The 25,906-nt window shown below is 62.5% G+C and carries 23 protein-coding genes; 15 read left to right on the top strand and 8 right to left on the bottom strand.

What is annotated here, in order from left to right; all coding sequences use genetic code 11:
- Nucleotides 1-34 precede the first annotated feature (34 nt).
- The 5 genes from KCN53_RS02185 (at nucleotide 35) to KCN53_RS02165 (ending at nucleotide 5,577) form a co-directional block, all read left to right on the top strand.
- Nucleotides 35-1,123, top strand: a complete 1,089-nt coding sequence (locus KCN53_RS02185; protein ID WP_143712183.1) for a hypothetical protein — start codon at nucleotides 35-37, stop codon at nucleotides 1,121-1,123.
- The gene (locus KCN53_RS02180; protein WP_088711649.1) at nucleotides 1,123-2,493 is read left to right on the top strand and encodes an O-antigen ligase family protein; all 1,371 of its coding nucleotides are present in this window, start codon (nucleotides 1,123-1,125) and stop codon (nucleotides 2,491-2,493) included. The genes KCN53_RS02185 and KCN53_RS02180 overlap by 1 nt, the downstream gene beginning before the upstream one ends.
- A complete protein-coding gene (locus KCN53_RS02175; RefSeq protein ID WP_088711650.1) occupies nucleotides 2,483-3,388 on the top strand; it encodes a sulfotransferase family protein in 906 nt (301 codons plus the stop codon). Before KCN53_RS02180 ends, KCN53_RS02175 begins: the two co-directional genes overlap by 11 nt.
- Nucleotides 3,388-4,518 (top strand): DegT/DnrJ/EryC1/StrS family aminotransferase, encoded by a 1,131-nt coding sequence (locus KCN53_RS02170; protein WP_088711651.1) that lies wholly within the window; start codon nucleotides 3,388-3,390, stop codon nucleotides 4,516-4,518. The genes KCN53_RS02175 and KCN53_RS02170 overlap by 1 nt, the downstream gene beginning before the upstream one ends.
- A 114-nt stretch (nucleotides 4,519-4,632) precedes the next feature.
- Nucleotides 4,633-5,577: a glycosyltransferase gene (locus KCN53_RS02165; RefSeq protein ID WP_224199420.1), complete on the top strand. Its 945-nt coding sequence runs from the start codon at nucleotides 4,633-4,635 to the stop codon at nucleotides 5,575-5,577.
- Here the strand turns inward: KCN53_RS02165 and KCN53_RS02160 are convergent.
- Nucleotides 5,574-6,314, bottom strand: a complete 741-nt coding sequence (locus tag KCN53_RS02160) for a hypothetical protein (RefSeq protein WP_088711653.1) — start codon at nucleotides 6,312-6,314, stop codon at nucleotides 5,574-5,576. The genes KCN53_RS02165 and KCN53_RS02160 overlap by 4 nt on opposite strands.
- A gap of 237 nt (nucleotides 6,315-6,551) precedes the next feature.
- Between KCN53_RS02160 and KCN53_RS02155 the strand changes: the two genes are divergently transcribed.
- Both KCN53_RS02155 and KCN53_RS02150 read left to right on the top strand, forming a co-directional pair.
- Complete coding sequence (locus KCN53_RS02155; RefSeq protein WP_088711654.1) at nucleotides 6,552-7,844, top strand: hypothetical protein; 1,293 nt, start codon at nucleotides 6,552-6,554, stop codon at nucleotides 7,842-7,844.
- Nucleotide 7,845: 1 nt separating this feature from the next.
- Complete coding sequence (locus KCN53_RS02150; protein ID WP_088711655.1) at nucleotides 7,846-9,033, top strand: polysaccharide biosynthesis protein; 1,188 nt, start codon at nucleotides 7,846-7,848, stop codon at nucleotides 9,031-9,033.
- Here the strand turns inward: KCN53_RS02150 and KCN53_RS02145 are convergent.
- From KCN53_RS02145 to KCN53_RS02125, 5 genes are read right to left on the bottom strand one after another with little or no spacing between them, the layout of a single operon-like run.
- Nucleotides 9,004-10,299 (bottom strand): glycosyltransferase family 4 protein, encoded by a 1,296-nt coding sequence (locus KCN53_RS02145; RefSeq protein ID WP_088711656.1) that lies wholly within the window; start codon nucleotides 10,297-10,299, stop codon nucleotides 9,004-9,006. The two genes, KCN53_RS02150 and KCN53_RS02145, sit on opposite strands and share 30 nt — an antisense overlap.
- On the bottom strand, nucleotides 10,296-10,889 hold the full coding sequence (locus KCN53_RS02140; protein ID WP_088711657.1) for a sugar transferase: 594 nt from the start codon (nucleotides 10,887-10,889) through the stop codon (nucleotides 10,296-10,298). Before KCN53_RS02140 ends, KCN53_RS02145 begins: the two co-directional genes overlap by 4 nt.
- Before the next feature lie 2 nt (nucleotides 10,890-10,891).
- Nucleotides 10,892-12,046, bottom strand: coding sequence for a non-hydrolyzing UDP-N-acetylglucosamine 2-epimerase (wecB, locus tag KCN53_RS02135; RefSeq protein WP_088711658.1), 1,155 nt, complete (start codon nucleotides 12,044-12,046; stop codon nucleotides 10,892-10,894).
- Nucleotides 12,047-12,056: 10 nt separating this feature from the next.
- Nucleotides 12,057-13,172, bottom strand: a complete 1,116-nt coding sequence (locus tag KCN53_RS02130) for a polysaccharide biosynthesis C-terminal domain-containing protein (RefSeq protein WP_088711659.1) — start codon at nucleotides 13,170-13,172, stop codon at nucleotides 12,057-12,059.
- Complete coding sequence (locus KCN53_RS02125) at nucleotides 13,169-14,194, bottom strand: SDR family NAD(P)-dependent oxidoreductase (RefSeq protein ID WP_088711660.1); 1,026 nt, start codon at nucleotides 14,192-14,194, stop codon at nucleotides 13,169-13,171. The genes KCN53_RS02130 and KCN53_RS02125 overlap by 4 nt, the downstream gene beginning before the upstream one ends.
- Nucleotides 14,195-14,373: 179 nt before the next feature.
- On the opposite strand from KCN53_RS02125, the gene radC reads away from it, so the two are divergent.
- The 5 genes from radC to KCN53_RS02100 all read left to right on the top strand — a co-directional run bounded on the left by radC (nucleotide 14,374) and on the right by KCN53_RS02100 (nucleotide 20,047).
- Nucleotides 14,374-15,054 carry a RadC family protein gene (gene radC / locus KCN53_RS02120; protein WP_088711661.1) on the top strand — a complete coding sequence of 227 codons (681 nt, stop codon included), beginning with the start codon at nucleotides 14,374-14,376 and terminating at the stop codon, nucleotides 15,052-15,054.
- A gap of 81 nt (nucleotides 15,055-15,135) precedes the next feature.
- Nucleotides 15,136-16,437 carry an adenylosuccinate lyase gene (gene purB / locus KCN53_RS02115; RefSeq protein ID WP_088711662.1) on the top strand — a complete coding sequence of 434 codons (1,302 nt, stop codon included), beginning with the start codon at nucleotides 15,136-15,138 and terminating at the stop codon, nucleotides 16,435-16,437.
- A gap of 125 nt (nucleotides 16,438-16,562) precedes the next feature.
- A complete protein-coding gene (gene msrB, locus KCN53_RS02110; RefSeq protein WP_088711663.1) occupies nucleotides 16,563-16,997 on the top strand; it encodes a peptide-methionine (R)-S-oxide reductase MsrB in 435 nt (144 codons plus the stop codon).
- Nucleotides 16,998-17,285: 288 nt separating this feature from the next.
- Nucleotides 17,286-18,686: a dihydrolipoyl dehydrogenase family protein gene (locus tag KCN53_RS02105; protein ID WP_088711664.1), complete on the top strand. Its 1,401-nt coding sequence runs from the start codon at nucleotides 17,286-17,288 to the stop codon at nucleotides 18,684-18,686.
- A gap of 47 nt (nucleotides 18,687-18,733) precedes the next feature.
- Nucleotides 18,734-20,047, top strand: a complete 1,314-nt coding sequence (locus KCN53_RS02100) for an amidohydrolase (protein WP_088711665.1) — start codon at nucleotides 18,734-18,736, stop codon at nucleotides 20,045-20,047.
- Here KCN53_RS02100 and KCN53_RS02095 read toward each other — a convergent pair whose 3' ends face one another.
- Nucleotides 20,048-20,644, bottom strand: a complete 597-nt coding sequence (locus tag KCN53_RS02095) for a septal ring lytic transglycosylase RlpA family protein (RefSeq protein ID WP_224199290.1) — start codon at nucleotides 20,642-20,644, stop codon at nucleotides 20,048-20,050.
- A gap of 82 nt (nucleotides 20,645-20,726) precedes the next feature.
- On the opposite strand from KCN53_RS02095, the gene KCN53_RS02090 reads away from it, so the two are divergent.
- Nucleotides 20,727-21,995: an SAM-dependent methyltransferase gene (locus KCN53_RS02090; RefSeq protein WP_088711667.1), complete on the top strand. Its 1,269-nt coding sequence runs from the start codon at nucleotides 20,727-20,729 to the stop codon at nucleotides 21,993-21,995.
- Here KCN53_RS02090 and KCN53_RS02085 read toward each other — a convergent pair.
- Entirely contained in the window at nucleotides 21,908-22,720 is an 813-nt protein-coding gene (locus KCN53_RS02085; protein WP_088711668.1) for a sterol desaturase family protein, read from the bottom strand. The genes KCN53_RS02090 and KCN53_RS02085 overlap by 88 nt on opposite strands.
- Nucleotides 22,721-23,039: 319 nt before the next feature.
- On the opposite strand from KCN53_RS02085, the gene KCN53_RS02080 reads away from it, so the two are divergent.
- Complete coding sequence (locus KCN53_RS02080; RefSeq protein WP_088711669.1) at nucleotides 23,040-24,275, top strand: argininosuccinate synthase; 1,236 nt, start codon at nucleotides 23,040-23,042, stop codon at nucleotides 24,273-24,275.
- 107 nt (nucleotides 24,276-24,382) lie between these two features.
- Nucleotides 24,383-25,900, top strand: a complete 1,518-nt coding sequence (locus KCN53_RS02075; RefSeq protein ID WP_088711670.1) for an NAD(P)/FAD-dependent oxidoreductase — start codon at nucleotides 24,383-24,385, stop codon at nucleotides 25,898-25,900.
- Nucleotides 25,901-25,906: the final 6 nt, after the last annotated feature.

Genomic DNA, 25,906 nt, shown 5'->3' with positions numbered 1-25,906 from the left:
GGTCTTCGCCTTTCGAAACGCGGCGGGAAACATCTTGGCGCATAACAATCCCGCTGAGGGAATTTTATTCTCCCCGGACGATCCGGAGGCGCTCGCGAAGCGCGCGCAGGACCTCGCCGTTCCTATGTTGGAAAACCCGGCCCTCAAAGAGGATGTCGAACAGCTGGCGCGAAGGGCGCTGGTGTCGGACGCAGCCGAATATCGGGCTTATCGAACGTTGGCATGGGTCGCGCAGCGCGAGGACCGTGACGAGGACGCGGATCTTCTGATGAGACAAACCCTCGCCATTTCCAAAAGAGACTTGGGCGCTCGGCTGTATACGGTCAGGCAGTCGGGCGAAGCGGGAGAAATCCGCCAATTCGTCGAGGAGCTTCGGCTTGCGCTGCGCACCTCCGGTACAAGCCGTGCGATGCTACTGCCACTGCTTGCGGAAAGTCTCTCCGACCCTGCCTCGGCAGAACTTGTCGCCGATTTGTTAGCCAAGGACCCCGAATGGGCGTCGACCTTCTGGCGGGTGCTCCCTCAGGTTCCTGAGGCTTGGCCGGGTGTGGCGAGTCTTCTGGGCGCTGCAGAGCAGCGTGACGTTACGGTATTTCAGGGGCCAGTGCTCACGCTTATCAACCGCCTCGTCGCGGAAGAGAGAATACCGCTTGCCGTCGAGATTGGCACAGCGCTTCAGCAGGTGAAGCGCGAAGATCCGGATGCGCCCATCGCCCCGTTCGAGTGGGCTTATCAGACCGACGGCACGAAGGCTGTGTTTCCCGGCTCGAACGGCGAGTTTACCATCGATGCCGTCCCGGGCACCGGCGGTCCGGTCGCGCGCCGTCTGGTCATGATCCCCGACGGAGCCGCCCGCGTGGCGGCCAGCTATTCGCTCGAAAGGGCGACGACCTCGAGCGCCCCGCTGCCCTATCTCAGCCTTACCTGCATGGAACCGATGCGTCAGATTGGCGATCTCGAACCTGCAGACAGCGATGACCGAGAGCTTCGCGCGCAGGCGGAGTTCGACCTCGGCGGCGAGTGCGAATATGCACTTGCGCGGATTCTTGTTCCTTCGATCGAGCCGGGCGAGACCCTTGTCGCCCGTGTGTCCGGTCTCGATGTTCAGCCGGTGATGGACTGATGGCCCGGAAGCTGTCCGCTGCGCTCGATCATTTTCGGACTTCTCCGAATGTCTCCTTCTACCTGTTCGCCGGGTTTCTCATCCTGGTCTTCTTTCTGGGGGGGACCTCTCGCGATGACGCGATAACGCTAGCGATCCTGCGTCCGGCGGCCGTGATTGCTCTCGGCTTGGCGATTTACCGCACGAACAGGACCTTCATCTCTCCCTACGTCGTTCCGCTCGGGATTTTCGCAGGACTTCTCGCCATCGGGCTGATCCAGTTGATCCCGCTTCCGCCAGGTCTCTGGGCAGCGCTGCCGCTACGCGACAGATTGATGCCGGGCCTCGAGCTGCTCGGTCTCGACGAGATCTGGCGCCCCATCAGCCTCTCCCCGGCGAGGACTTGGAATGCGGTCTATGCTCTTACAGTACCGCTGACCGCGATCCTGCTGTTCTCTCGCCTCACGCGCGACCGGCTCCATCGGATCTTCGAACTGCTTGCCGCCCTTGTCGCCGCAAGCGCGTTCCTGTCGCTGATGCAGCTGCTGGGCTCGCGTAGCAGCCCGTTTTTCCTCTACGGTCCCAGTAACACGGGCGACCCCACGGGCATCTTCGCCAGCAGGAATCACAATAGCGTTCTCTTGGCGAGCGGTTTTGTTTTTCTCGCTGCGTTGTTTGCCGAACATCGCCGCCTCCGCCGACCGCTCGCGCAGTCGGCGATGTTCCTTCTCCTGGCAGTGCTTTTCCTGCTGATGATCGTTGCGGGCGGCTCACGCATGGGTCTCTTTCTCGGTGCGGGAGCGATTTTCCTGACGCCGTTCATCGTGCGGTTCGACCGCGCGGAGAGGGGGTGGATGGGGGCACTTGCCAGTCCGCTGATCGTCCTCGGCGCCGCCCTGTTTGTTGGATTGCTGCTGGTCTTTGGCGCGCAGACGGCCGCTTTCGACCGGCTTTTCGAACAATCGTCCATCGACGACTTCCGGTTCTCCCTGCTCCCGGTTGTCTGGGACATGGTGAAAAGCCTTTTTCCGTGGGGCGGTGGTCTTGGGGCGTTCGAGGATGTCTACCGAATGTTCGAACCCACGAACCTTTTGCGCGACAGCTATGTAAACCGGGCTCATAACGACCTTCTCGAGTTTCTGTTCGAGGCTGGTCTGGGTGCGGTCATTGTTCTCGTCGCCGGGGCCTATTGGTGGCTGAAGCGCGCCGCGGGCAGCTTGGCGAGCGGGTCTCCTACGACGCTTCGCATCGGCCTCGTTCTCAGCCTCGTCTGGCTGCTCGCATCCCTTCTCGAATATCCCGTGAGGACGCCGATCGGGTCGGTGACGTTTGCCTTTGCCCTGTGTCTCGTCGCCATGCCGAAGCCGGTGAGGCTGCGTCGTGGCCGCTGAGAATGCGGACGCGTTTTCCTTCGTCCCGCTGATCATTATCGGGGCGGGCCGTTCGGGAACGAACATCCTCCGGGACACACTGTGCCGTCTCGATGGCTTCGCCACGTGGGACTGCGACGAGATCAATCCCATTTGGCGGCATGGGAACCTGTCCGTTGCGCATGATGAATTCGGGCCGACCGAGGCCCGCCCGGCAGTCAGGAATTTCATCCGCGAGCAATTCCGGAAGGCTTGGCGCCGCCTGGGTCGGCCCCGCTATCTGGTCGAGAAAACCTGCGCCAATTCGCTTCGCGTGCCGTTCGTGGACGCCGTTCTGCCCGAAGCCAGATATGTCTTCATCTACCGCGACGGCGTCGATGTGGTGGCGTCGGCGCAGAAGCGCTGGCGCGGCGAAATGGAGGTGGAGAGCCTGCCATATTATTGGGCGAAGGCACGCAATACTCCGCTGCGCGACCTCCCCGTTTACGCTTACCGCTTCATCGCCACGCGTGTGTCTATGTTGCTGGGCCGCTCGCAGCACCTGTCTTCTTGGGGGCCGCGCTTCAAGGGAATGGACCGGCTGGCCGCCGCCGCCACGCTCGACGAACTGTGCGCCCACCAATGGTCGAAGTGCGTTGAGCGCAGCGCTGATGCTTTTGCCGAGATGCCGCCCGAGAAGCTGGTCCGCATCCGCTACGAATCGCTCGTCGAGGATCCGGATGCGGCCGTCTCGAAAATCCTCGATTTCCTTGGCGAGCATACTGATCGCCGGGCAATCTCGGAAGCGACCGCGGCTGTGTCGCGCCGGTCCGTGGGCAGGGGGCGGCGCTCGCTCGGCGCGCAGGCCAATCAGTTGATGGCTATCATGAAGGAACCGCTCGAGCGGCTCGGCTACGGAAAGGACCTCCCTGCCTGATGCGTATCTGGCTCTCGCGGCCGCATATGGGCGGTGCTGAACGTAGCTATGTGGATGCTGCGTTCGATAGCAACTTCATCGCGCCTCTCGGGCCGCAGCTCCAGGAGTTCGAGGAGCGGTTCGCAGAGTATCTGGGCGAAGGCGTTGACTGCCTGGGGCTTTCCAGCGGGTCCGCCGCCCTGCATCTCGCGCTGCATATGCTCGATCTCTCGCCCGGAGCGAAGGTCTGGGTCTCCTCCATGACGTTCGCGGGGGGCTGTTTCCCCATTCTCTATGAGCGCGCGGAGCCGGTTTTCTTCGACCTCGACCCAGGAAGCTGGACCCTCTGTCCGGACCTCGTCGAGGCCGAATTGAAGGCCGCCGCGAAGACCGGCGACCTTCCGGCAGCGATTGTGCCTACCGACCTGTATGGTCAGAGCTGCCATTTGGACCGGTTGGAGGCGCTGGCGGCCGAGTACGGCGTTCCGTTGATCGTCGACAGTGCGGAATCGGCCGGCGCCGAGTTCGGTCGAGGGCGGAAGGCCGGGACGGGGGGAACGATGTCCATCCTGTCTTTCAACGGCAACAAGATCATCACCACCGGCGGCGGCGGCATGCTCGTCTCGAGGGATCGGCACTTCATCGACAGAGCGCGCTTCCTGTCGACCCAGGCGCGCGACCCGGCACCGCACTATGAGCATTCGGTCTACGGCTTCAATTACCGCATGGGGAATATCCCCGCGGCGATCGGGCTTGGCCAGTTGGAAGTGCTCGACGCGCGGGCTGCGCGCCGGCGGGAGATCTTCGCGACTTACGAGGCGGCGCTGGGCGGTATGCCGGGCATTGCCTTTATGCCCGAACCGTCCTGGTCGAAGGCCACCCGCTGGCTCACCGCCATGCAGATCGACCCCGCCGAGGCCGGCGTCAGCCGCGAGGACATCCGGCTTGCCTTGCTCGATCATGAAATCGAGTCTCGTCCGCTGTGGAAGCCGATGCATATGCAGCCGCTGTTCGAGGGTAGCCGCTATGTCGGACGCGGCTTCGACGAGAGCCTGTTCGCCAACGGTCTCTGCCTGCCGTCTTCCAGCGACATGACCGACGCCGAACAGGACGAAGTGATTTCTGTCGTGCGCGCGGCCTTGGAGGGCTAAGCTGGGGTGGCCTGTCAGGCGAAAGCGTCGTCCCTGCTTGTCCTCAGCAATGGTGGTGCGAACCAGACGACCACACAGCTGTTATTGGCTTTGGGCACCTATATCGGCCGCGTCATGCCTTACGAAGTCAGGCCGCGCGGTCTGCCGTCTGGCAGAGTTGCCAAACTTGTCTCCGCCCTAAGGAGCGAAATTGGCAATGTGGCCGCACTCTTTCGGCACGCCATGGTCTTGAGCCACAGCGCCGCGGCGTTTTCATTGCCCACCCTCCTGGCGGCCAAGCTGACAGGCCGGCCGATCATTCTGGTGATCTGGGATATCTACCCTGAGAGTTTGGGGTGGGCGAGCCGGCACCGGCTGCTTTCCTGGTGCCTTTCGAAGCTCGAGAATGCCGCATATGCGCTGTCGGACCTAGTCCTGGTGAACAGCGAGGATTACCTCCAGCATGTTCGCAGGAAGGGCGCCGGCAATGTCAGAGTTGTTCCGATGTGGACCGTGGAGGAGCCACGTCCTGCACTCGGCCAACCCCGCCGTCCGTCGGATCCGCTGCGACTGGCCTGGGCAGGGCAGATCAATCCGCTTCGCGATCTTCCATCAACGGTTCGGCAAGTGCTCGATAGCTGCCGCGGCGAGGTCGAGCTTCACCTGTTCACATCCAGCGACATCCCGCCCGCTCTTGTGCAGCTTGCGCAAGCCGAGGGGCGCCTGACGCTCAAGGAGCGCGGCTTTCTCCCCCTCGAGAAATTGTACAGCGAACTGGGAAGGCTGGACTTCGGTCTCGTCAGCATCGACCCGCGGTTCGACATGCCATTCTTCCCGTCGAAAACGATGTCCTACCTTCTCGCTGGGATTCCCGTTCTCTTCGAAGGCCCTAGGACGCCGGCACTCGATCGCCTGTTCGATGCGGACGGGATCGGGTTACGAGTGGACGAAGTGACCGAAGAGCGGCTGTCTGCCCTTCATCAGGCCTTCCCGGAACGGCGTCGGCGCTACCTCGAACGGGTGGAAACCGAAGTAGCGGACTTCGCCGCGAACCTGCCGCGACTGCTGAACCGGCACTAGCCGCCGGCGCGTTTTTCGCGGCGGACGATCCCGTCCGCCCGGTCCTCCGCCATGAAGGAAGAAAAGGACTCCAACAGACCCGGATCGACCTCCTCGGCCGTTTCGTAGGGGATGACCCCTCGGTCGCCGAGCGAAACGGCCTCCAAAGTGCTGGCGAGCCGCCTGCGCAGGCCTCCTGGAAGGAGTCTCCTAGCCGCCTTGGCCCCCGGGAGGCTCGCGATCCGCTCACGCAGAGTGTATTTTCGGGTCACGATTCCCGCTGCCGTGGATCCACGCTGGTTTTCCGCGCCGAAATCCGCGGGGATCGTGATGTCCGCCGTCACGTCGCGGAGGATTGAAAAGCGCGTGCCGGTGAGCACGTCGAAGTCGACATAGTATCTGTCGCCGAAGCGGGCCAGTTCCGCGTCCACCGTCTCGAGGTCCGCAATCGCCGCCTGATTGGATCGGAGGAAAGCGGAGAATGTTCGATACCCCCCACTGACCTGTAGCTCGGCGTAGAGCGATCGAAGAAGCGCCGGCGGCTTGCGGCACGTGACGAGAAAGACGGGATCCATTGCTGCTAGCTCTTCGCCGATAAGGCGGAGCTTTTCCTGCCAGCGCAGATTTCCATCCACCAGCAGCATCTCGTTGGAGTAGATGAGCGGCGAAGGCTCCGGCGTGCCCGCCCCCGCAGCCTCCAGTTCCGCGCGAAGAGCCGATTTGCCGGTTTCGAGCAGTCGGTTGACCTCCCGGTGCACCGCGCTCTCGGCAGACCGGTACTTCCCCAGATAGATATGCTGGTTGGCCGGCTGGTCCAGAATGGCATATTGGAGCGTCGTAGTCGCCGTCTTCGGCTGGCCGATATGTATGAAGAGAGTCAGGGGTTCACTCGCCGGGTCTAGGAAAGCCGCGCAGAGGCTGATACCCGAGAGCAGGCGCCTACGGTAGCCTGACTGACCTTATTTTCCCCGGCCGGATAGGGAAGCATACCAGCCATGGACGCACGCACGGCCCCCACTAGCGTGACGCGCATTCTCGAATGGCGCTGGTTCAACGTCTCGATCGCGTTCTGGCTATCCTGTTTCGCGCTGTATCTTTTCGACCCGTATGACATCTATCCGCCAGCGGACAGCCTGATTAAGGTACTGATATTCCTTGCCTTGACGATCTTCTGTTTCGGCGTGGGGGCGGCCTTTGGGCGCGGGCAGTTTACACCGCTGATCAGTAGTAGCCGGACCGCCAAGCGGCTGTTCCTCGCCTCGTTGCTTCTGAATTTCATAATTCTCCCGCTGAATGTCAGTACCTACGCGGGCGTATCGCTTCTGGAAGTCCCCGGCCTGATCTTTGATCCGGCCTCGGCCTATTCCCAGATGCATGACTCTCTCGCGGCAGACAGGTCCGAGCGCATAGAACTGCTGGCGTTCAAAGCCATCTTCAGCTGGCTGCTCGTCCTGTTTCTACCCTTGGCGATCATTCTCTATCGCGAACGCAGGATCGGGCTGATCTCGTGCGGGCTCGCTTTTGGCTGTGCCGTCGTGTTTTCGATTGCTCGCGGTACCGACAAGGAGCTGTTCGACATCGCGATCCTGGTGTTCGCGTCGCTTCTGCTGCCGATCGACCGCCCGCAGGGAGACCGCTCGAAGGCAGGGCGTGTCGCGATCTGGCCCTATATCGTGGGCGGAGCGGGGCTGGTCTTCATTCTCGCTGCGTTTGTGTTCCGCAAGACCGAACGGCTGGCCCAGCTGACCTTCCATTGTTTTCAGAACACCAACAGCTGCATCTACCTCAATGACTATATCGAGGACCCCTTCACCTTCCTCTTCATCATGGGCTATCGCTATCTCACTCACGGCTTCAACGGGCTCGAAGCAGCCGTTGAGGGCGCCATGTCCTTCTGCCCCTTCTACGGTCATTCGCGGCCGCTGACCTATCTGGCAGAGCAGTTTGGAATGAACTGCGATGCCGGCATCGTGCAGCAGCTAGACTATCTGGGCTGGACCTCCCGCGGTGCATGGAGCACCGGTTTCGTCCAGCTCGGCAATGACTTTGGGCTCTGGCTCGTTCCCGTTTTCTTTCTGGCCTTCGGCTGGTACACTCGGCGCCTCTACAGGTCCGTGTCCCAAACCGGCTGTTACATTGCCAAGACGCTGTTCGTGTACAACATTTACACGCTTCTCTACATGGTCGGAAATCTGCAGCTCGCGCAGACCGGGGATATCTACTTCGGCTATCTCTTCTGGACGGCGGTCCTGTTCGGGTCCTCCCTCTTTATCCAGCGGCGCGCCTGATGTGACCGCGATGGTCCGGCGTCTCGCGGCGCTTGTTCTCAGCCCTTTCGCGCTCGCCAAGGTTATATTGGTCGGCGCCCTTTTCCTGACCATGCTGCGCTTCGGGGCGGCGTCCGAGGCAGCCGTGATCGGGCGGATCGCACTTCTTCATGCCGGCGCCATGTTCGCCATGGCGCTGACGAAGCTCGGCAGCGATGTGGAACTGGCGCGAGACGCTCGAGAGGCCGAGGCAGACGTCCGTAGGCTGCGTGGAGACTATGCCGTCTCCATCGGCGCCCGGTACCTGCTTTGCCTACCGGTCGCAGTCGGTCTGTCGTTTTTCTGGCCTGAGGTCGGCCCGCTCATGGCAGTGGCAACGACAACGCTCGGCTTTTCCCTCACGCTGGGGAACATGCTGCGCGTGTCGCTCAGTCCCAACGTTCAGATTTTCTACGACGCGACCTTTGTCCTGTTGGCCAACTTCTACCTGGCGCTGGTGCTGGGCCTCGACGTTGATCTGGTCTTTCTGGCATTCGCGTTTGCGCACGTGACCGCGACCCTCGTCTTTCTTGCGCGTCATAGCCACCTGACGTTCCGCAGGCCATCAGCCGCCCGGGCCAATCTCTTCTATTTCGGCTCGGAATTCACGATCCTCATCTACACGCAGATCGCCGTGATCTTGCTGGCGCTTGTTCTCACCGAACGTGAGGTGGGCGCTTACCGCGCGGTTGAGCGGCTGGCCTTCGCTGGGACTTTCCTGTTGTTCGTCGTGAACAACCGGGCGTTCTTCGATCTCATCAAGGACGGGATGGAGACCGTGACCGCGCGGCAGTATCTTCAGCGGTTCAGCTTGCCCTGCGCTACCTTCTACGTGGCGGTACTCGCAGCGTTGGCAGGGATCGCCGCGACGCCGTTCGGCAGTGTGCTGCGCGAATATTCGTCCTGGTTCCTTCTGCTGGCGGCGGGCCACTTCATGTCGGCCTTGGCAGGCCCGGCAAGCACGGTACTCAACGTTCTCCATCGCGAGCGGACTGTTCTTGCCATGAACATAGCGTCGGCCCTTCTGTTCGCCGGTATGTCCGCCGTGGCGATTTGGTGGGGCAGGCCGACGCTCATCGTCGCCGGCTCGGCGCTGGCGACCGGCGCTACGAACGGCGTCCTGTTTCTTTTATTGCTCCGGCTACTTGGCGCGGCTTCGCAGAGGCGCTGATCCTAGCTGTTCGATGGCGGCCACCCACTGATCCAGCCGGGCTTCGCGCGAATAAGCTTCGGAGTATAGCGAGAGAACGCGGCCCCGTTCTTCCGAATGAACGGCGCTCCGCTGTGCCAATGTCTCGATAGCTGCTGCAATGCTCGGCTCGTCGCGCTTGCCGATCACCATGCCTACGCGCGCATCGCGAACGAGCCGTCCGAGGTCGCTGTCCTCTTCTACCAACGCGATGATCGGGAGGCCGAGACCCAGATAGGTCAGAGTCTTTGAAGGGAAGGCATAACGGTGGATTCCGGGTTCGAGCGAGATCAGGCCGAAATCGTATTGGGCAATGATCTCCTTGGCCTCTTCGAAGGGTAGCTGAGGTATGAACCGGACGCGCGGATCGTCTTTTGCCAACTGCCTCAGATCGGCTGCCGCCTTTCCGTCACCCATGAAGGTCAGTCGGACAGGCGTCTCGGTCGCAGTGGCGATAAACCCCTGAAGGAACTCGGTCAGTCCCTGGAACTGCCCCATATTGCCGGCGAAGATGATATCGAGGGCCTCTTCGTCGCTCGACTCCCCGGCGACCGCCACCGGGAACGACAGATCGGGTCTATTCGTCTCCGCGGTTTCGTGGGCCGCGGGCTCGCTTTCCTTCGAGGCTCCGAAGTCCTCGAGCAGGAAATTGTTGATGATGACCGTACGTCTCGGCTCCGCTAGCGCGGTGACGGTTGTGCGCATGTCCTCGGACAGGGTGACGAGCAGGTCGGCGCGCTCGCGGTTTCGGCGCTCGATCGCCCTTGCCATCCTGCTGAGCGCACCTTCTTGCGTGATCATTCCCATATGCTCGGCAAGTTCGGGGTAGAGATCCTGGCAGTGATAGAGAAACTGTGAGCCGAAAAGCCGGGCCACGATGCGTCCGCACCATCCCTGGAGTACCGGCGGGATCGTCGCGGTCCATACCAGGTCGAAATCGTAGCCCGCGGCGCGTGCGGTCAGGGTCTTCACCAGGATTCGGGGCACGAACGCAAGCTTCGCCAGGGTTCGCACAAGTCCGGAACGGCTCCAGAAGGGGAGGCGGCGAAACCGTTCGACGTTTACGCCGTCGATAACCTCGCGCCGCGAAGGCGACAGGCTGCCGTCGCTCAGCTTGTAGCAGGGCATTTCGGCCCAGATCGTCACATCGTGCCCCTCCGCGGCCAGCCGCGCGGAAATGGACCGGAGCATGGAGGCATAGGGCGGCGAGTCCGGCCAGAAATGCCGGTAAATAATCAGGATCTTCATTCGCCGCGTACCGTGCGCCAGATCATCTTGATGTCGTCGGAGAGGCGGTAATTTTCTAGATATGCCAGATTGATGCGGACCTTGTCCGGCCAAATCACGTTGTCGTTGAAGGCAACGGGATCGTCCGCTGCGGCCAGCATATCCTGTTCCTCACGGTATTTGAGGGTTGCAGGGCCGGTGATGCCGGGTTTCAGCTCGAGTACCTTGCGATCCCGGCCTTCCAGCCGGTCGGCATAACCGGGAACATCGGGCCTGGGACCCACGAAGGACATGTCTCCCTTGAGGACGTTCCATAGCTGCGGGAGCTCATCCAGTTTCCAGCGGCGGAATTTCGCGCCCAAGGGGGTGATGCGCGCATCGTTCGCCGTTGTGATGCTGGTTCCGGAGACTGCTCGCATGGTACGCAGCTTGTACACTGTGAAGGGCCGGCCATGCTGGCCGATCCGGGTCTGTGCGAACAGCCCGGAGGCCTTCGTATCGCGCCGCGCCAGCACGATCGAAACGGCGATCACCGGCCAAAGGACAGCCAGTCCCGCTGCTGAGCCGGCGATATCGAGGCCGCGCTTAAATATGCGGTCGCGGCGCCTCATCGTCAGACATAATCGTGCATGCGGATGCCGTCCCACTGGTTGGACAGCTTCGCCGTCCCCAGGATGAGTTTCACGACCCGTTCCGAAGTATTGGTGATGCAATAGTCGTCCGGCACGGGAATGGGAGCGCCGCTTTCTTGGCGCTCCTGATGCATGGCCACCACGGCCTCGATCGCCTGCAGCATCGTGTCCTGGTCGAGGCCGGTGCTTACGATGCTGCCCGTGTCCAGTGCTTCGGGGCGTTCGATGGAATCGCGCGGCGTGATGGCCGGAAAGTCCAGCATTGAGCTTTCCTCCGCGATCGTGCCGCTGTCCGAAATGGCGCAATAGGCCTGCATCTGTAGATGGTTATAGTCATGGAAGCCGAACGGCTTCAGGTCGCGCACGCGCGGGTCGAGCTGCACGTCATCCAGCTGTTCGAGACGGTTTCGCGTGCGGGGATGTGTGGAGACGATCACCGGCATGTCGTAGCGCTCGGCAAGCGAGTTCAGCGTGCCAACGAGAGACCGTAGCCGCTCCTTGCTATCGACATTCTCCTCTCGGTGCATCGACACGATGAAATAACCCTGAGGCTTCAATTCCAGGCGCGACAGGATGTCGGAAGCCTCGATGCGACTGCGATAATGGTCGAGAACCTCGCGCATGGGCGATCCGGTGACGTACACGCGGCGGTGCTGCATGCCCTCGGACAGAAGATGTCGCCGCGCATGCTCGGTATAGGTCAGGTTGAAGTCGGCGATGTGGTCGACGAGGCGGCGGTTCGTCTCCTCGGGCACATTGCGGTCGAACGACCGGTTGCCGGCTTCCATATGATATATCGGAATCTTCAGGCGGCGCGCCATAATTGCGGCGATCGCGCTGTTTGTGTCGCCGAGAACCAGAAGGGCATCCGGCCGCTCTGCTTTCAGCACCTTTTCCGTTTCGATAAGGATGCCGCCGAGAACCGCCCCCAGGCTCGACGTATCGACCCCTAGGAAGTGATCCGGCTTCCTTACGTCGAGATCGGAGAAGAACACCTCGTTCAGCTCATAATCCCAGTTCTGGCCGGTATGGACGATCCGGTGGTCGGTGAATTCGTCTAGCCGCGCCAGCACGCGCGACAATCGGATGATTTCCGGCCGCGTGCCGAGAACCGTTGTCACCTTCAGCTTGCTCATCTCTGCAGCCTCATACGGGGTCGGCGTAAGTGTCTGGGTTGGCCGGATCGAACAGGTGATGCGACCAAAAGAACGTCACGACGTCTTCATCGCTGACATTTTCGATATGATGCGTGTGAAGCGGCGGCATATCGATCGCCGCCGGCTCGTCTCCGGCGACCGCGAATTCATGTACCTCGTCGGTGAGGACCCGGCGGATACGGATGACAGCCTGCCCCTGCACGACCAGGAACCGTTCCACGAGATCGTAGTGGAAATGGTCGCCGCGCGTCTTCCCCGGTTTCGTGGTGGAGATGAAGCTTTGCGGGGCGGTCCCGCCCTTCGCGGTTTCGAACAGAACACCGCGATGATCCGCATTCTTCTTGAGCATCAGCGGGTAATGCTCGGGATAGCCCCCGACCCGGTAGCTGTTGAACAGCGCGACGTCGAACGGGTCGGCCAGCGCGGGGAAGATATTCGCCCTGTATAGCTCGTGGAAGGAGCCGAGACGGTCGTACAGGTCGGTCACCCCGATATCACGGCCCTCCGGCGCGGTCCGCCCGGTGACGCCATTCACCGCCGCGTCGATCGCGATCTGCGCCGCTTCGCCCGCATGAAGAAGCTGGACCCGGCCCTCGGGGTTGAGGTCCGGTGTCTCGCCTTTCCACAGCTGGTCGATCAGCGTGGCGGTGACATTGTTGTAATAGGGCTTTGCGCATTCGCCAAAAATGTGCGGCAAGACCAGATCGGTGTACCGGTCCGCGAATTCGCCGAGGATGTCCCCGGCAATGCGTTTCGAGCGACCGTAGAAGGTATCGCGCGCGGCGTGGGTGCTGTTGGCGTAAACGATATGCGGCGCCGCGCCGGCGCTCTTGCAAGCGGCGACCAGCTTCCGCGCGATGGCGGGATTGGCTTCTTCCACCTCGCTTTCGGCACCGCGGTTGACGCCGGCGAAATGGAGGACCGCATCGGCGCCGCTCAGCGCCGCCGAGAGCGCCGCGTCATTCTCGAAGGTCTCGCGATCGACCTGTACCAGCTCGAAAGGGTCCGCATCGCCCTTGTAGCGGGCGGCGCAGTTCTGAGCGTGGATGCGTGCGCTGGCGTGCCACCCCAGCAGCCCCTTTGCACCGGTGACCGCGATCTTCACGAGCGATCCGCCTCCCAGGCTTTCAGTTCGCTCTGAACCTCGGGGAGCGAAAGGAGAAGGTCCTTCACGCCCTCGACATCCAGCCGCTGCGTGTTGTGGGAATGATAGTCTTCAAGCTCGGCGGTCGCCTCGTCGCCTTCCTTGAAATAGGCATTATAGTTGAGATCGCGCGTGTCGAGCTGCAGGCGGAAATAGTCGCCCATATCTTCGGCAGTCGCCAGCTCCTGAGCGCTTGCCAAGGTCTCGTATAGCTTCTCCGCGTGGCGCCATCCGATTTCCTGCACCTCGTGATCGGGAACCCCGAACAGTTCTTTCAGCGCGGTGACCAGGTCGGCGATGGTGGAGGCGCCCGCTTTCTTGATGAACAGGTCACCCTGGCGGGCATGATCGAACGCGAACTTCACCAGTGCGACCGAATCCCGGAGCGGCATCAGGAACCTCGTCATCTGCGGCTCGGTGACGGTGATCGGCCGGCCCGACTTGATCTGCTTGATGAACAGCGGGATGACCGACCCGCGCGAGTACATGACGTTTCCGTAGCGGACGCTCGAAAGCGTCGTCGCCGCACTATCGCCGATCTCCCGCGCGCGGGACTGGACAAGCTTCTCCATCAATGCCTTCGACATGCCCATCGCATTGACCGGCATGACGGCCTTGTCGGTCGACAGGCACACGACGCTCTTCACGTCCTGCTCGACGGCAGAGCGAATGACGTTTTCGGATCCGAGGATGTTCGTGCGCACCGCTTCCAGCGGAAAGAATTCACAGGAGGGCACCTGTTTCAGCGCTGCTGCGTGGAAGACGGCGTCGACGCCCTTCATGGCGCGGTCCACACTGTCGCGTTCGCGGATGTCGCCGATGTAGAAGCGCACGCGAGAGTCGGAGAGCTGGTTGCGAAGCGCGTCCTGCTTTTCCTCGTCGCGGCTGAGGACCCGGATCTCCGGCGTGCCCGCATCAAGGAGATCCTGCAGCATGGTCTTGCCGAAGGACCCCGTTCCCCCGGTAATCAGAATCGTCTGCATACACGCCTCATACTGTGGAGACTGGGATCACCCTGTCCTACGAGGGCGAAACAGTGGTTCGGCGTGGCGATAAAGCGGCCATGTGACGGTGTCGAGACCCGTAAGGTAAATTCGCGCCCATCGGCGCCGAACGAAGTTCTCGTTGGCCAGAGGATGAGAGCCGCCTAGACCATCCGTCGATGAGCGAGGGGGAACTACAGAAAAACCACCGCGAGCGGCTGCGCCGGCGCATGGCGGAGGCCGGGTTCGACGCCTTCCACGACTATGAACTGCTCGAATATCTGCTGGCTCTCGTCAATCGGCGCGGCGACACCAAGGCGCTGGCCAAGTCGCTGATCGCCGAGTTCGGTAGCTATGGTGCGGTATTCGCGGCCTCCCATGGCGAGTTGATGCGGGTGAAGGGACTCGGCGAGCGAGGGGTCGCCGCCATTCGATTCGTCAGCGCCGCGGCGTCGCAACTTTTGCGGGAGGAAGCCGCGGCCCGGCCGGTCCTTTCAAACTGGGCGGCCGTGGAGGATTATCTGCGCATCGCCATGGCGCAGCTGCCGCGCGAGCAGTTTCGCATATTGTTTCTCAATTCGAAGAACATGCTGATCCGCGACCATGCGCTCAGCGAGGGGACGGTCGATCAGACAGCCGTCCATGTGCGCGAACTCGTTCGCCTCGCCATCGAGACACGGGCCGCCGCGCTCATCATCGTTCATAATCATCCGTCTGGCGATCCCGGCCCTTCGCGAGCGGATATCGGTATGACGGAGACCATCAAACAGGCGCTCGCACCTCTCGGTATTGCGCTTCACGATCATATCGTCGTCGGGGCAAACGGCCAGTATAGCTTCCGGGCGAACGGGCTGCTCTAGGATCGGACCGCCCGCTGCCCCCGCGCGTTGCCGGGCCGGGATCGTCCTGCTAGGCGCGCGACCTCGAAAAGGAGCCCGCCGATGATCCCCCGCTATTCGCGCCCCGAGATGACGAAAATCTGGGAGCCGGAAACCAAGTTCCAGATCTGGTTCGAGATCGAAGCGCACGCGATGGATGCGCTCGCGGACCTCGGGGTCGTGCCGAAGGACGCCGCGAAAGCCGTCTGGGAACGCGGCGGCTTCGACGTGGACCGGATCGACGAAATCGAGCGCGAGGTGAAGCACGACGTCATCGCCTTCCTCACCAGCCTTCAGGAGCATGTCGGCGACGAGGCGCGCTTCGTCCATCAGGGCATGACCAGCTCGGATGTGCTCGACACCTGCCTCAATGTGCAGCTCGTGCGCGCGGCGGACATTCTGATCGCCGACCTCGACGAGCTCCTTGAGGTGCTGGAGCGGCGTGCGCGCGAGCACAAGCATACGGTTACCATCGGGCGCAGCCACGGTATCCACGCCGAACCCACCACCTTCGGCCTGAAACTGGCTCAGGCCTACGCCGAGTTCGACCGGTGCCGACGCCGCATGCTGATCGCTCGGGAGGAGGTGGCGACCTGCGCCATTTCCGGAGCGGTGGGGACATTTGCGAACATCGATCCCCGCGTCGAAGCGCATGTGGCGGAGAAGATGGGACTGGAACCGGAGCCGGTATCCACCCAGGTGATTCCGCGCGACCGGCACGCCATGTATTTCGCGACCTTGGGCGTCATCGCGTCGTCGGTCGAGCGCCTCGCCGTCGAAGTGCGCCATCTTCAGCGCACCGAAGTGCTGGAAGCCGAGGAGTATTTCTCGCCGGGCCAGAAGGGCTCTTCGGCGATGCCGCATAAGCGCAATCCCGTGCTGACGGAAAATCTGACCGGCCTCGCCAGGCTGGTGCGCGGCTACTCGATTCCGGCGATGGAGAATGTGGCGCTGTGGCATGAGCGCGATATCTCCCACTCCTCGGTCGAACGGCTGATCGGCCCCGACGCCACGGTCACGCTGGATTTCGCGCTGGTTCGCCTGACGGGTGTGATGGACAAGCTGCTCGTCTATCCAGATCGCATGCAGAAGAACCTCGACAGGATGGGCGGTCTGATTCATTCGCAGCGCGTTCTTTTGGCGCTGACGCAGGCGGGCGTCAGCCGCGAGGATGCCTACCGGCTGGTCCAGCGCAATGCCATGCGGGTGTGGGAGGCTGACGGCGATTTGAGCCTGATGGAGCTTCTCAAGGCCGACCCGGACGTGTCCGCCGCGCTGTCGGACGAGGAAATCGAAAGCCGGTTCGACCTCGACTACCACCTGAAACATGTCGACACGGTATTCGGCCGGGTCTTCCCCGACTAGGCAGTGGCACCCTCTGCTGATTGACCCGCCATGGTGCGGCGCCGGAAAAGGCGCTGTGGCCGGCGCCGGACTGCGCAAGCGGTCGCAGCAGGGAACGGAGGGCGGGCCCTTCGTATTTATAGACTATGTCTATCCTGAAGAGCTTTCGCAGTCGAAGCACGGACTTCGAAGTCAGCAAATCCGAGGCGCAGTGGCGGGAAGAGCTGACTCCCGAGCAGTTCGCGGTGCTGCGCAAAGAAGGAACCGAACCTGCCGGGTCCTCCCCGCTGAACGACGAAAAGCGCGGTGGAGTGTTTTTGTGTGCGGGCTGCGGCGCGGACCTTTTCCCCGCCGAGACGAAGTATGAGAGCGGTACGGGGTGGCCCAGCTTCTACCGTCCTCTCGACGAGGCGGTGGAGACTCGTACGGACTTCAAACTGGTGGTTCCTCGTACAGAGGTACACTGCGCGCGGTGCGGCGGGCATTTGGGACATGTGTTCGATGACGGCCCGCAGCCAACCGGCAAGCGGTATTGCCTGAACGGCGCAGCGCTCGAATTCCGTCCCGAGAGTAGCGGTTAGAAAAAATCTGTTGGCGGGAACCGAACCCGGCATTGTCGGTTCTTAAGTCTGACTCGCGATGATGCTTCCCCCCCCCCCCCGCTAGCGAGTCACCTGCCCAAGAGACGGGCCGCCGGAGCGAACGCCCCCCCCCTGAACGCTCCCGCGGCCCGCTCAATTTTACCGGTATATGTTGCGCGCAAATTTATTGAGAAAATGAAATGTCGGAGGCTGCGTCCGTTGCTGCCAGCATCGGGTGATCGGTAACCCGTCTATGCCGGGCGCCGAAACAACAACGAGGGAGAGGCAATGAGTAGCTCATACGACATAGCCATTATCGGTGCCGGCTCGGGTGGTTTGTCGGTTGCCGCAGGGGCAGCCCAGCTTGGCCTGAAGACGGTTCTCTTTGAGGCGCGGGAAATGGGCGGCGACTGCCTGAACTTCGGCTGTGTGCCGTCCAAATCTCTCATTGCGGCTGCCGACCGTGCTCACGCCGCGGCAAAATCCGGGGAGTTCGGTATCGAGGCATCGCCGCGCGTGAACTTTCCGCGTGTCATGGCTCATGTTCAGGAAGTGATCGCGTCGATTGCCCCCCATGACAGCGTGGAGCGATTCGAGAGGCTGGGCGCCGAGGTCGTGCGAGCACGCGCCCGGCTCGTCGGACGCAAGGAAATCGAGGCGGACGGCCGCCGTTTTGATGCCAGGCATATCGTTCTGGCGACTGGCTCTCGCCCGTTCATACCGCCGCTCGACGGATTGTCCGACATTCCCTTCCTGACCAACGAAACGATCTGGAATCTTTCCGAGCAGCCGGAGCATCTGGTCATCCTCGGCGGCGGCAATATCGGCGTCGAACTTGGACAGGCGTTCCGCCGCCTCGGTTCCGAGGTTACGATCGTCGAGCGTCATTCCATCATGGGCAATGACGATCCGGAGTTCGTCGAACATGTCCGCAACGCGCTGCGTGAAGACGGTGTGACGATCCGCGAGTCGAGCGAAGTCGCCCGCGCCTCCATGTCCGAAGCCGGCCCGGTGCTCCACCTCAAGGCTGGCGGAACGGTGAGCGGATCGCATTTGCTCGTGGCGGTCGGCCGGGACGCGAACATAGACGATCTGGGGCTGGACGCGGCCGGGGTCGAGGCAGACCGCGCCATCAAGGTCGACGACCGGCTGCGCACCAGCAACAAGTCGATCTTCGCGATCGGTGATTGCCGCGAAGGGCCGAAATTCACCCATGCGGCAGGATATGATGGCGGCATTGTCGTCCGGAACACGGTCTTTCGCCTTCCCGCCAAGGCCGACTGGAGCGCGATGCCCTGGTGTACCTATACTGACCCCGAACTGGCGCAGGTCGGTCTGACCGAAGCGAAGGCACGGGAAGCGAAGCCCGATGTCTCGACCGTGGGCGCAAGTTTTGCGGACAATGACCGGGCTCGCGCGGAACGGCGCACCGCAGGCAAGATCAAGCTGGTGCTGTCGAAAGGGAAGCTGGTCGGCTGCACCATCGTCGGACCGCATGCCGGCGAGTTGATCCATCCCTGGGCGCTGGCAATGGCAAAGGGGCTCTCGGTACGCGACATCACCAGCTATATCGCGCCCTACCCCACGCTGGGCGAAGTCTCGAAGGCGGCGGCGAACGGCCTGTATCGCGACAAGCTGTTTTCGCCGCTTGTCCGGCGCGCGGTCGGCTTTCTTTCCAAACTCCCCTAGTCGGCGGCGATTCTTCGCGGCAGAACCACCGCAAAAGGAGAGTTTCTATGCGTTTCGCCATTTTTGCCGCGCTGCTCGGCAGTGCCATTCCTGCGCCTGTCTTCGCAGACGAGGTGTCCGACTACGTCACTGGGGAAGCCGACGAACTCGTCTCCCTTTACAAGCATCTTCACCAGAATCCCGAATTGTCGGGACAGGAGGTCGAGACCGCGGCGCGCATGGCCGCAGAGCTCCGCGATGCAGGGTTCGATGTTACCGAAGGGGTGGGCGGCACAGGTGTCGTCGGGGTCATCGAGAACGGCACCGGGCCGGTGGTCATGCTACGCGCCGACATGGACGGCCTTCCTGTGACCGAGGAGACCGACCTGCCCTATGCCAGTACGAAGACCGTGACGCTGGAAAATGGTTCGCCGGCGGGTGTCATGCATGCCTGCGGCCATGATGTGCATATGACCAGCTGGGTCGGCGCCGCCCGTTATCTGGCAGCCAACCGGGACGAGTGGTCGGGAACGCTCGTGATGATCGCCCAGCCGGCGGAGGAAACCGGTCACGGCGCGCGGGCAATGCTGAACGATGGCCTCTACGAGCGCTTTCCGAGACCGGATCACGCCGTGGCATTGCACGATTCCGCGTCGATGCCGGCCGGCACGCTCGGCATGGCCTCGGGTTACGCAATGGCCAATGTCGATTCGGTCGACATCATCGTCAAAGGATCCGGTGGTCACGGCGCTTACCCGCATACGACGAAGGATCCCATCGTCCTCGCCTCCCGCATCGTGGGGGCGCTGCAGACGCTGGTGTCGCGGGAAACCGATCCGCAGGAGGCCGCCGTCGTGACCGTGGGGGCCTTCAATGCCGGCACGAAGCACAACATCATTCCCGACACCGCGCATCTGCAGCTCACCGTTCGCTCCTACACGGACGAACGCCGCGAGGCGCTCCTGTCCGGGATACAGCGCGTTGCACGCGGCGAGGCCATTTCGGCCGGGATCGAGGAAGAAAACTGGCCGGAAGTGACCTGGGACGAAATTTATACGCCGGCCCTGTTCAACACCGAGGAGCAGACTTCGGTCCTGATGAGCACTTTCGCTGATCGGTTCGGCGAGGATCGCGTCGTTGCCCTGGATCCTGTGATGGGGGGTGAGGACTTCGCCCGTTATCATCGCGCAGATCGCGACGTGGAATCGACATTGTTCTGGCTCGGTGCAGTCGACCGGGATGTTTATGAGGCGGCAGGTGGCGACGGCACCGGTCTTCCGTCGCTTCACAGTGCGAAATTCGCTCCCGACCCCCTTCCCACGCTCACCATGGGCACCGAGGCAATGATCGGGGCCGCGCTGCGACTGTTCGCAGCCGATTGATCAGTCGAGCAGTTCCAGACGCACTCGGGCGGTTCCCGAATTCAGCATTCCAAGTTCCCTGGCCGCGGCAACCGACAGGTCGATGATCCGGTTGCCGTGGAAGGGACCCCGGTCGTTGATGCGCACCGTTACGCTCTCTCCGCTGCGGCTGTGGGTCACCCGAACCATACTGCCGATGGGCAGGCTGCGATGGGCTGCGGTCAGTTTCTCGGGATCGAAGGTCTCGCCGCTCGCCGTGGGGTTCCCCTCGAGGCCCGGGCCGTAATAGCTAGCCTGACCTTCCCCCGCGGGGCTGGCCGGCGCCGCGACGTCGGCGTCGGGCAGGGCAGCTTCGGCGCTCGCCTCGGCAGCCGCGAGTTCCTCGGCCGCAGGTTCGGGCAGGTCGACGCCGGCCTTTCCGGCACCGAGGAGGACGGGACCATCGTCCGCCACCGGCTCGGGCGCCGACAAAAGTCGGAACATCATCAAACTTGCGGCAACGAACAGCAATATGGCGGCAATTCGCCAGGCGCGGGCTTCCGCTTTCAGCGCGACAAAGCGTTTCAGGCGCTCGCGCCGTGCCGGGAGCGCGCTTGCGGTTTGCAGAGAAGGCGACATTGCGGATGTTGAAGTGACCATCTCGCTTACGTAGCATAAATGGCCGAATTTCGCGAATTGCCGGAGGCTTGGTGCTGTTTAGATGCTGATTCTGACACCGGTTTTGAAGCGGCTGGTGAAGAAAGGCCGGCTCGTCGTTCGCAGTCCCGGGTGGCGCGAAGAATGCTTCGGTCCCGGCGGAGATACCGGCCCTGAAGTCACCGTCCGCTTTGCGCGCTCTTCGGTCGCGCGAAGGATTGCCCGCGACCCTGCGCTCGGCGCGGCCGAGGCCTATATGGAGGGCGATCTCCAGATTGTCGGCGACGACATAGAGGCGCTGCTTGAGCTGGTCAGTCTCAATGCGCGCTGGACCTACGACAACCGCGCGCGGGGGGGCATCGCAGAGACCGGACGGGCGCTGAACCGGTTGTACCAGCGCAACAAGCCGCGCATCGCCCGGCGGAATGTTGCCCATCACTACGACTTGTCTGACAGGCTCTACGACCTCTTTCTCGATGCCGACCGGCAATATAGCTGTGCCTACTACCGACCGGGCGTCGAAGACCTGGAAACCGCCCAGCACGACAAGAAGGCGCACATCGCCGCCAAACTGCTGCTCGAGGAAGGCCAGCATGTGCTCGACATTGGCTGCGGCTGGGGCGGGATGGCGCTCTACCTGAACCGGGTTGCGGGCGTGCAGGTCACGGGGGTCACGCTGTCAGAGGAGCAGCTTGCCGTCGCTCGGCGCCGCGCGGCGGAGGCCGACGTGGCGGACCAGGTCCGGTTCGAGCTCATCGACTACCGGCAACTTCCCGGCCGCTACGATCGCATCGTCTCCGTGGGCATGTTCGAACATGTGGGCGTGCCGCAATACCGGACCTTCTTCGGTAAGATCCGTGACCTCCTGACCGAAGACGGCGTCGCTCTCATTCATACGATCGGGCGCGCCGACGGTCCGGGCGAGACCGACAGTTTCACGCGAAAATATATCTTCCCCGGCGGCTATGCTCCCGCGCTCAGCGAGATCGCGCCGGCGATCGAGAACGAATATCTCTGGATCACCGATATCGAGGTGCTGCGGCTCCATTATGCCAAGACGCTGGATGCTTGGCTGCGCCGTACGAAATTCGCGCGTGAGGAAATCGTGCGCCTGTTCGACGAGCGTTTTTACCGGATGTGGCTGTTCTATCTCGCGGGTTCGCGCGGGGCGTTCGAGAATGGCGGCCATATGAACCTGCAGATCCAGCTTTCCCGGCACAGGGACGCCGTCCCGCTGACGCGCGACTACATGTTCGATGCCGAGCGGCGGCTGCTCCAGTCATCTGCGGAAGGCGCGGCGGGCAGCGCCAGCGAGGCCGCGACGCCGAGCTGATCCGGATAGCCGGGAACGCCGATGGGGAGCGCCTCGTCGTTCAGGTCCATACGGAAGCTGCCATGCAGGCGATCCCAGAAGCTGAGCCCGCTCGTCCAGTTGGAATCTGTGGCGTCGCGGCGCGCCATGTGGTGGATTCCATGCATGCGCGGCGTCGTCAGGACCCACGCAAGCCTCTCCTCCAGACCGCGAGGCAGCCGTACATTTGCATGGTGAAACAGGACGCTGGCGAAGAAGAAGAGATTCCAGCGAGCGTGCGCTCGCGCATCGGGTCCCACGAACAGGATCATTGCGGCGCGGGTCGGCGCTGACACCAACTGATCGAGGGCGTGAAACCGGATGGCCGTCGACATATCCAGGTCCAGGTCGACATGGTGCACGCGGTGCAGCCGCCACAATAGCGGTACCCTGTGAGTTGCGCGGTGCCACCAGTACATTGCCCAGTCCAGGGCGAGAAAGGCGGCAACCGGCCGGATGGAGGCCGGGAGCATGCGGACGGCGCCGCATCGTCCCGCATCCGCCTCGAGCAGGGGGCCCAGAAGTTGCCGTTGGACGACCTGTGCGGCGAGGAGGCTGCCGGCGCCTAGGATCAGGTTGTCGAACTGGCGCCGATGTGCCGGTAGGCGAGGCGTTCTCAGCGGTTTCCGGTCTTCCCGGCGCAGGGCCGCGGCCACGGCAAAGGCTGCCAGACCGAATATGGCGGCGCGGACAACGGGTCGTGACATCGTTCGGGTCTAGCCTGCGGCGTCTGCCGCGGCGAGGGGCGCCGGTCAAAGAAGCAGAAGAGGTTTGAGGTGGGATGAGCCGGTGCCTGTAGGGACGTAACTCGGCACCGGCTCTCCGTTGCGGCGCCACTTCGTGAACCGGGTAAGGGGCGAACCGGTTCGTGGCGCGTCAGATCGGCAGCGACCGGAGGTGGGGGACGTGGTTCGCTGCCGTCTTATCCTCTTTTACGATATGGGAAGCAGGCATCCCTTGCGCCCCCCGCCTTTTTTTTCGCAGAGGGTGTTCCTCTGCGTTTTTTTTCAGGAGCCCCATCTCCCTATGTCCCAAGTTTCCCGCGTTGTGCTCGCCTATTCGGGCGGCCTCGATACCAGTGTGATCCTGAAATGGCTGCAGGACCATTATGGCTGCGAAGTCGTGACCTTCACGGCCGACCTCGGCCAGGGCGAAGAACTGGACCCCGCGCGGGAGAAGGCGCTGGCAGCGGGCGTGAAGCCGGAACATATCTTCATCGAGGACCTGCGCGAGGAATTCGTGCGGGATTATGTCTACCCGATGATCAGGGCGAATGCGCTTTACGAAGGGCTCTATCTGCTCGGGACGGCGATCGCGCGTCCCCTGATCGCCAAACGGCAGATCGAGATCGCGCACGAGGTCGGCGCCGATGCCGTCGCCCACGGCGCAACCGGCAAGGGTAACGATCAGGTTCGCTTCGAACTCGGCTATTATGGTCTCGATCCCGATATCCGGGTGATCGCACCGTGGCGCGAATGGGACCTGACCAGCCGCACGAAGCTGATCGAATATGCAGAAGCCAACGGACTGTCGGTGCCGAAGGACAAGCGCGGGGAAGCGCCCTTTTCGACCGATGCCAACCTTCTTCACACGTCCTCGGAGGGGAAGGTGCTCGAAGATCCGTGGGAAGAAACGCCGGACTATGTCTACTCGCGGACGAACGATCCGGAATCCGCGCCCGACACGCCCGAATATATCACGCTCGGCTTCGGAAGCGGGGATGCGAACAGCCTGAACGGCGAAGCGATGTCGCCGGCCACCCTTCTGGCAAAGCTAAACGAGCTTGGCCGGACGCACGGAATTGGTCGTTTGGACCTCGTGGAAAACCGCTTCGTGGGCATGAAGTCGCGCGGCATGTACGAAACGCCGGGCGGCACGATCCTGCTGGCCGCGCACAGGGGGATTGAACAGCTCACGCTCGACCGGGGCGCGGCGCATCTGAAGGACGAACTGATGCCCCGCTATGCCGAGCTGATCTACAACGGTTTCTGGTTTTCGCCGGAACGCGAAATGATGCAGGCAGCGATCGACAAGAGCCAGGAAAACGTCTCGGGAACGGTACGCCTGAAGCTCTACAAGGGCCGCGCGGACGTCGTTGGCCGCAAGACGGACCGGAAGTTCAATCTCTACAGCCAGGACGTCGTTACGTTCGAAGAGGATGCGGGCCGGTACGACCAGCGCGATGCGCAGGGCTTCATTCGCCTCAATGCCCTGCGCCTGCGGCTTCTGGGGGAGCGTAACCGCGCCGAAACGGACGAATAGTCCGCCTCGCTCGTCCCGCGTCGCGGCAGAGCGCACGAACCGTTAACCTCGTCTTTAAACCTCCTCCCCCAGAAGGTCCTGAGCGTTGAGCGAAGGAGTGGGGCCGGATGACGAGCAAAAGTACGGACGTCGCGATTATCGGCGCGGGACCGGCGGGGCTGACCGCCGCTTACCTGCTGACGAAAGAGGGCTATTCCGTCACGGTCATCGAGAAGGATTCCACCTATGTCGGCGGCATCAGCCGCACGGTGGAACATGACGGTTACCGGTTCGACATTGGCGGACACCGCTTTTTCTCGAAGTCGAAGCAGGTCGTCGACCTCTGGAACGAGATCCTGCCGGACGACTTCATCCAGCGTCCGCGCATGAGCCGCATCTATTACGAAGGTAAGTTCTACTCCTATCCCCTGCGCGCCTTCGAGGCGCTCGGCAATCTGGGGATTCTCCGCTCGGCCTTCTGCATGCTCAGCTATGCGAAGGCGAAGCTGTTCCCGAAGAAAGACGTGAAGAGTTTCCAGGACTGGGTATCGAACCAGTTCGGCGAAAAGCTCTTCGGAATCTTCTTCAAGACCTACACCGAAAAGGTGTGGGGCATGCAGTGCGACGAGATTTCGGCCGACTGGGCGGCGCAGCGGATCAAGGGGCTTTCGCTCGGCGGGGCTGTACTCGACGGCGTGAAACGATCGCTTGGCCTGAACAAGCGCCCCAACGACGGCATGGAAGCAAAGACATTGCTCGAGACCTTTCGCTATCCGCGCAAGGGCCCCGGCATGATGTGGGAGGCCGCTCGCGATTCGGTGGTCGAGGGCGGCAATCAGGTCCTGATGGATCACTCGCTGCATCAGCTGTCTGAGGACAAGGCGAGCGGCAGGTGGCGTGTCCTTGCCAAGACGGGAGAAGGCGACGTCGTCACGATCAATGCGGCGCACGTCATCTCTTCCGCTCCCATGCGCGAGCTGGCCAGCCGCCTGCATCCGTTGCCGAAGACCACGACCAATGCGATGAACCTGAAATATCGCGACTTTCTGACTGTCGCCGTGATGGTGAAGTCGAAGGATCTGTTCCCCGACAACTGGATCTACATTCACGACCCGCGTGTCCTAGTCGGACGCATCCAGAACTTCCGCTCCTGGTCGCCGGAGATGATCCCCGACGACGATATGGCTTGCGTAGGCCTCGAATATTTCTGCTTCGAAGGCGACGGGCTCTGGTCTTCGAAGGATGCCGATCTCGTCGAACTCGCGAAGAAGGAACTTGCCCAGCTGGGGCTTTGCGACCCCGCCGATATCGAGGGCGGCCTCGTCGTGCGTCAGGAGAAGGCCTACCCCGTCTACGACGATGCCTATGCCGCGAATGTGGATGCCATGCGGGCCGAACTGGCCGAGGCCTATCCGACGCTTCACCTCGTTGGTCGCAACGGCATGCACAAATATAACAATCAGGACCACGCCATGATGACGGCAATGCTGACCGTCGAGAATATCAAGGCGGGCCGCATCAAGCACGATGTCTGGTGTGTGAACGAGGACGCCGAATATCATGAGGCCGGCGCGGAGGGCGAGCTTGAGGGGGCCGTGGAGGCACTGTCTTCGGTCCGCCAGGTGCCGCGCAAGCTGGCGGCCTGACGCACG

It is taken from the genome of Pacificimonas aurantium (genome assembly GCF_020092905.1).
Classification (GTDB): domain Bacteria; phylum Pseudomonadota; class Alphaproteobacteria; order Sphingomonadales; family Sphingomonadaceae; genus Pacificimonas; species Pacificimonas aurantium.
Note: the sequence above shows the minus strand (reverse complement) of the source record. Positions and strands in the feature narration are given on the sequence as shown.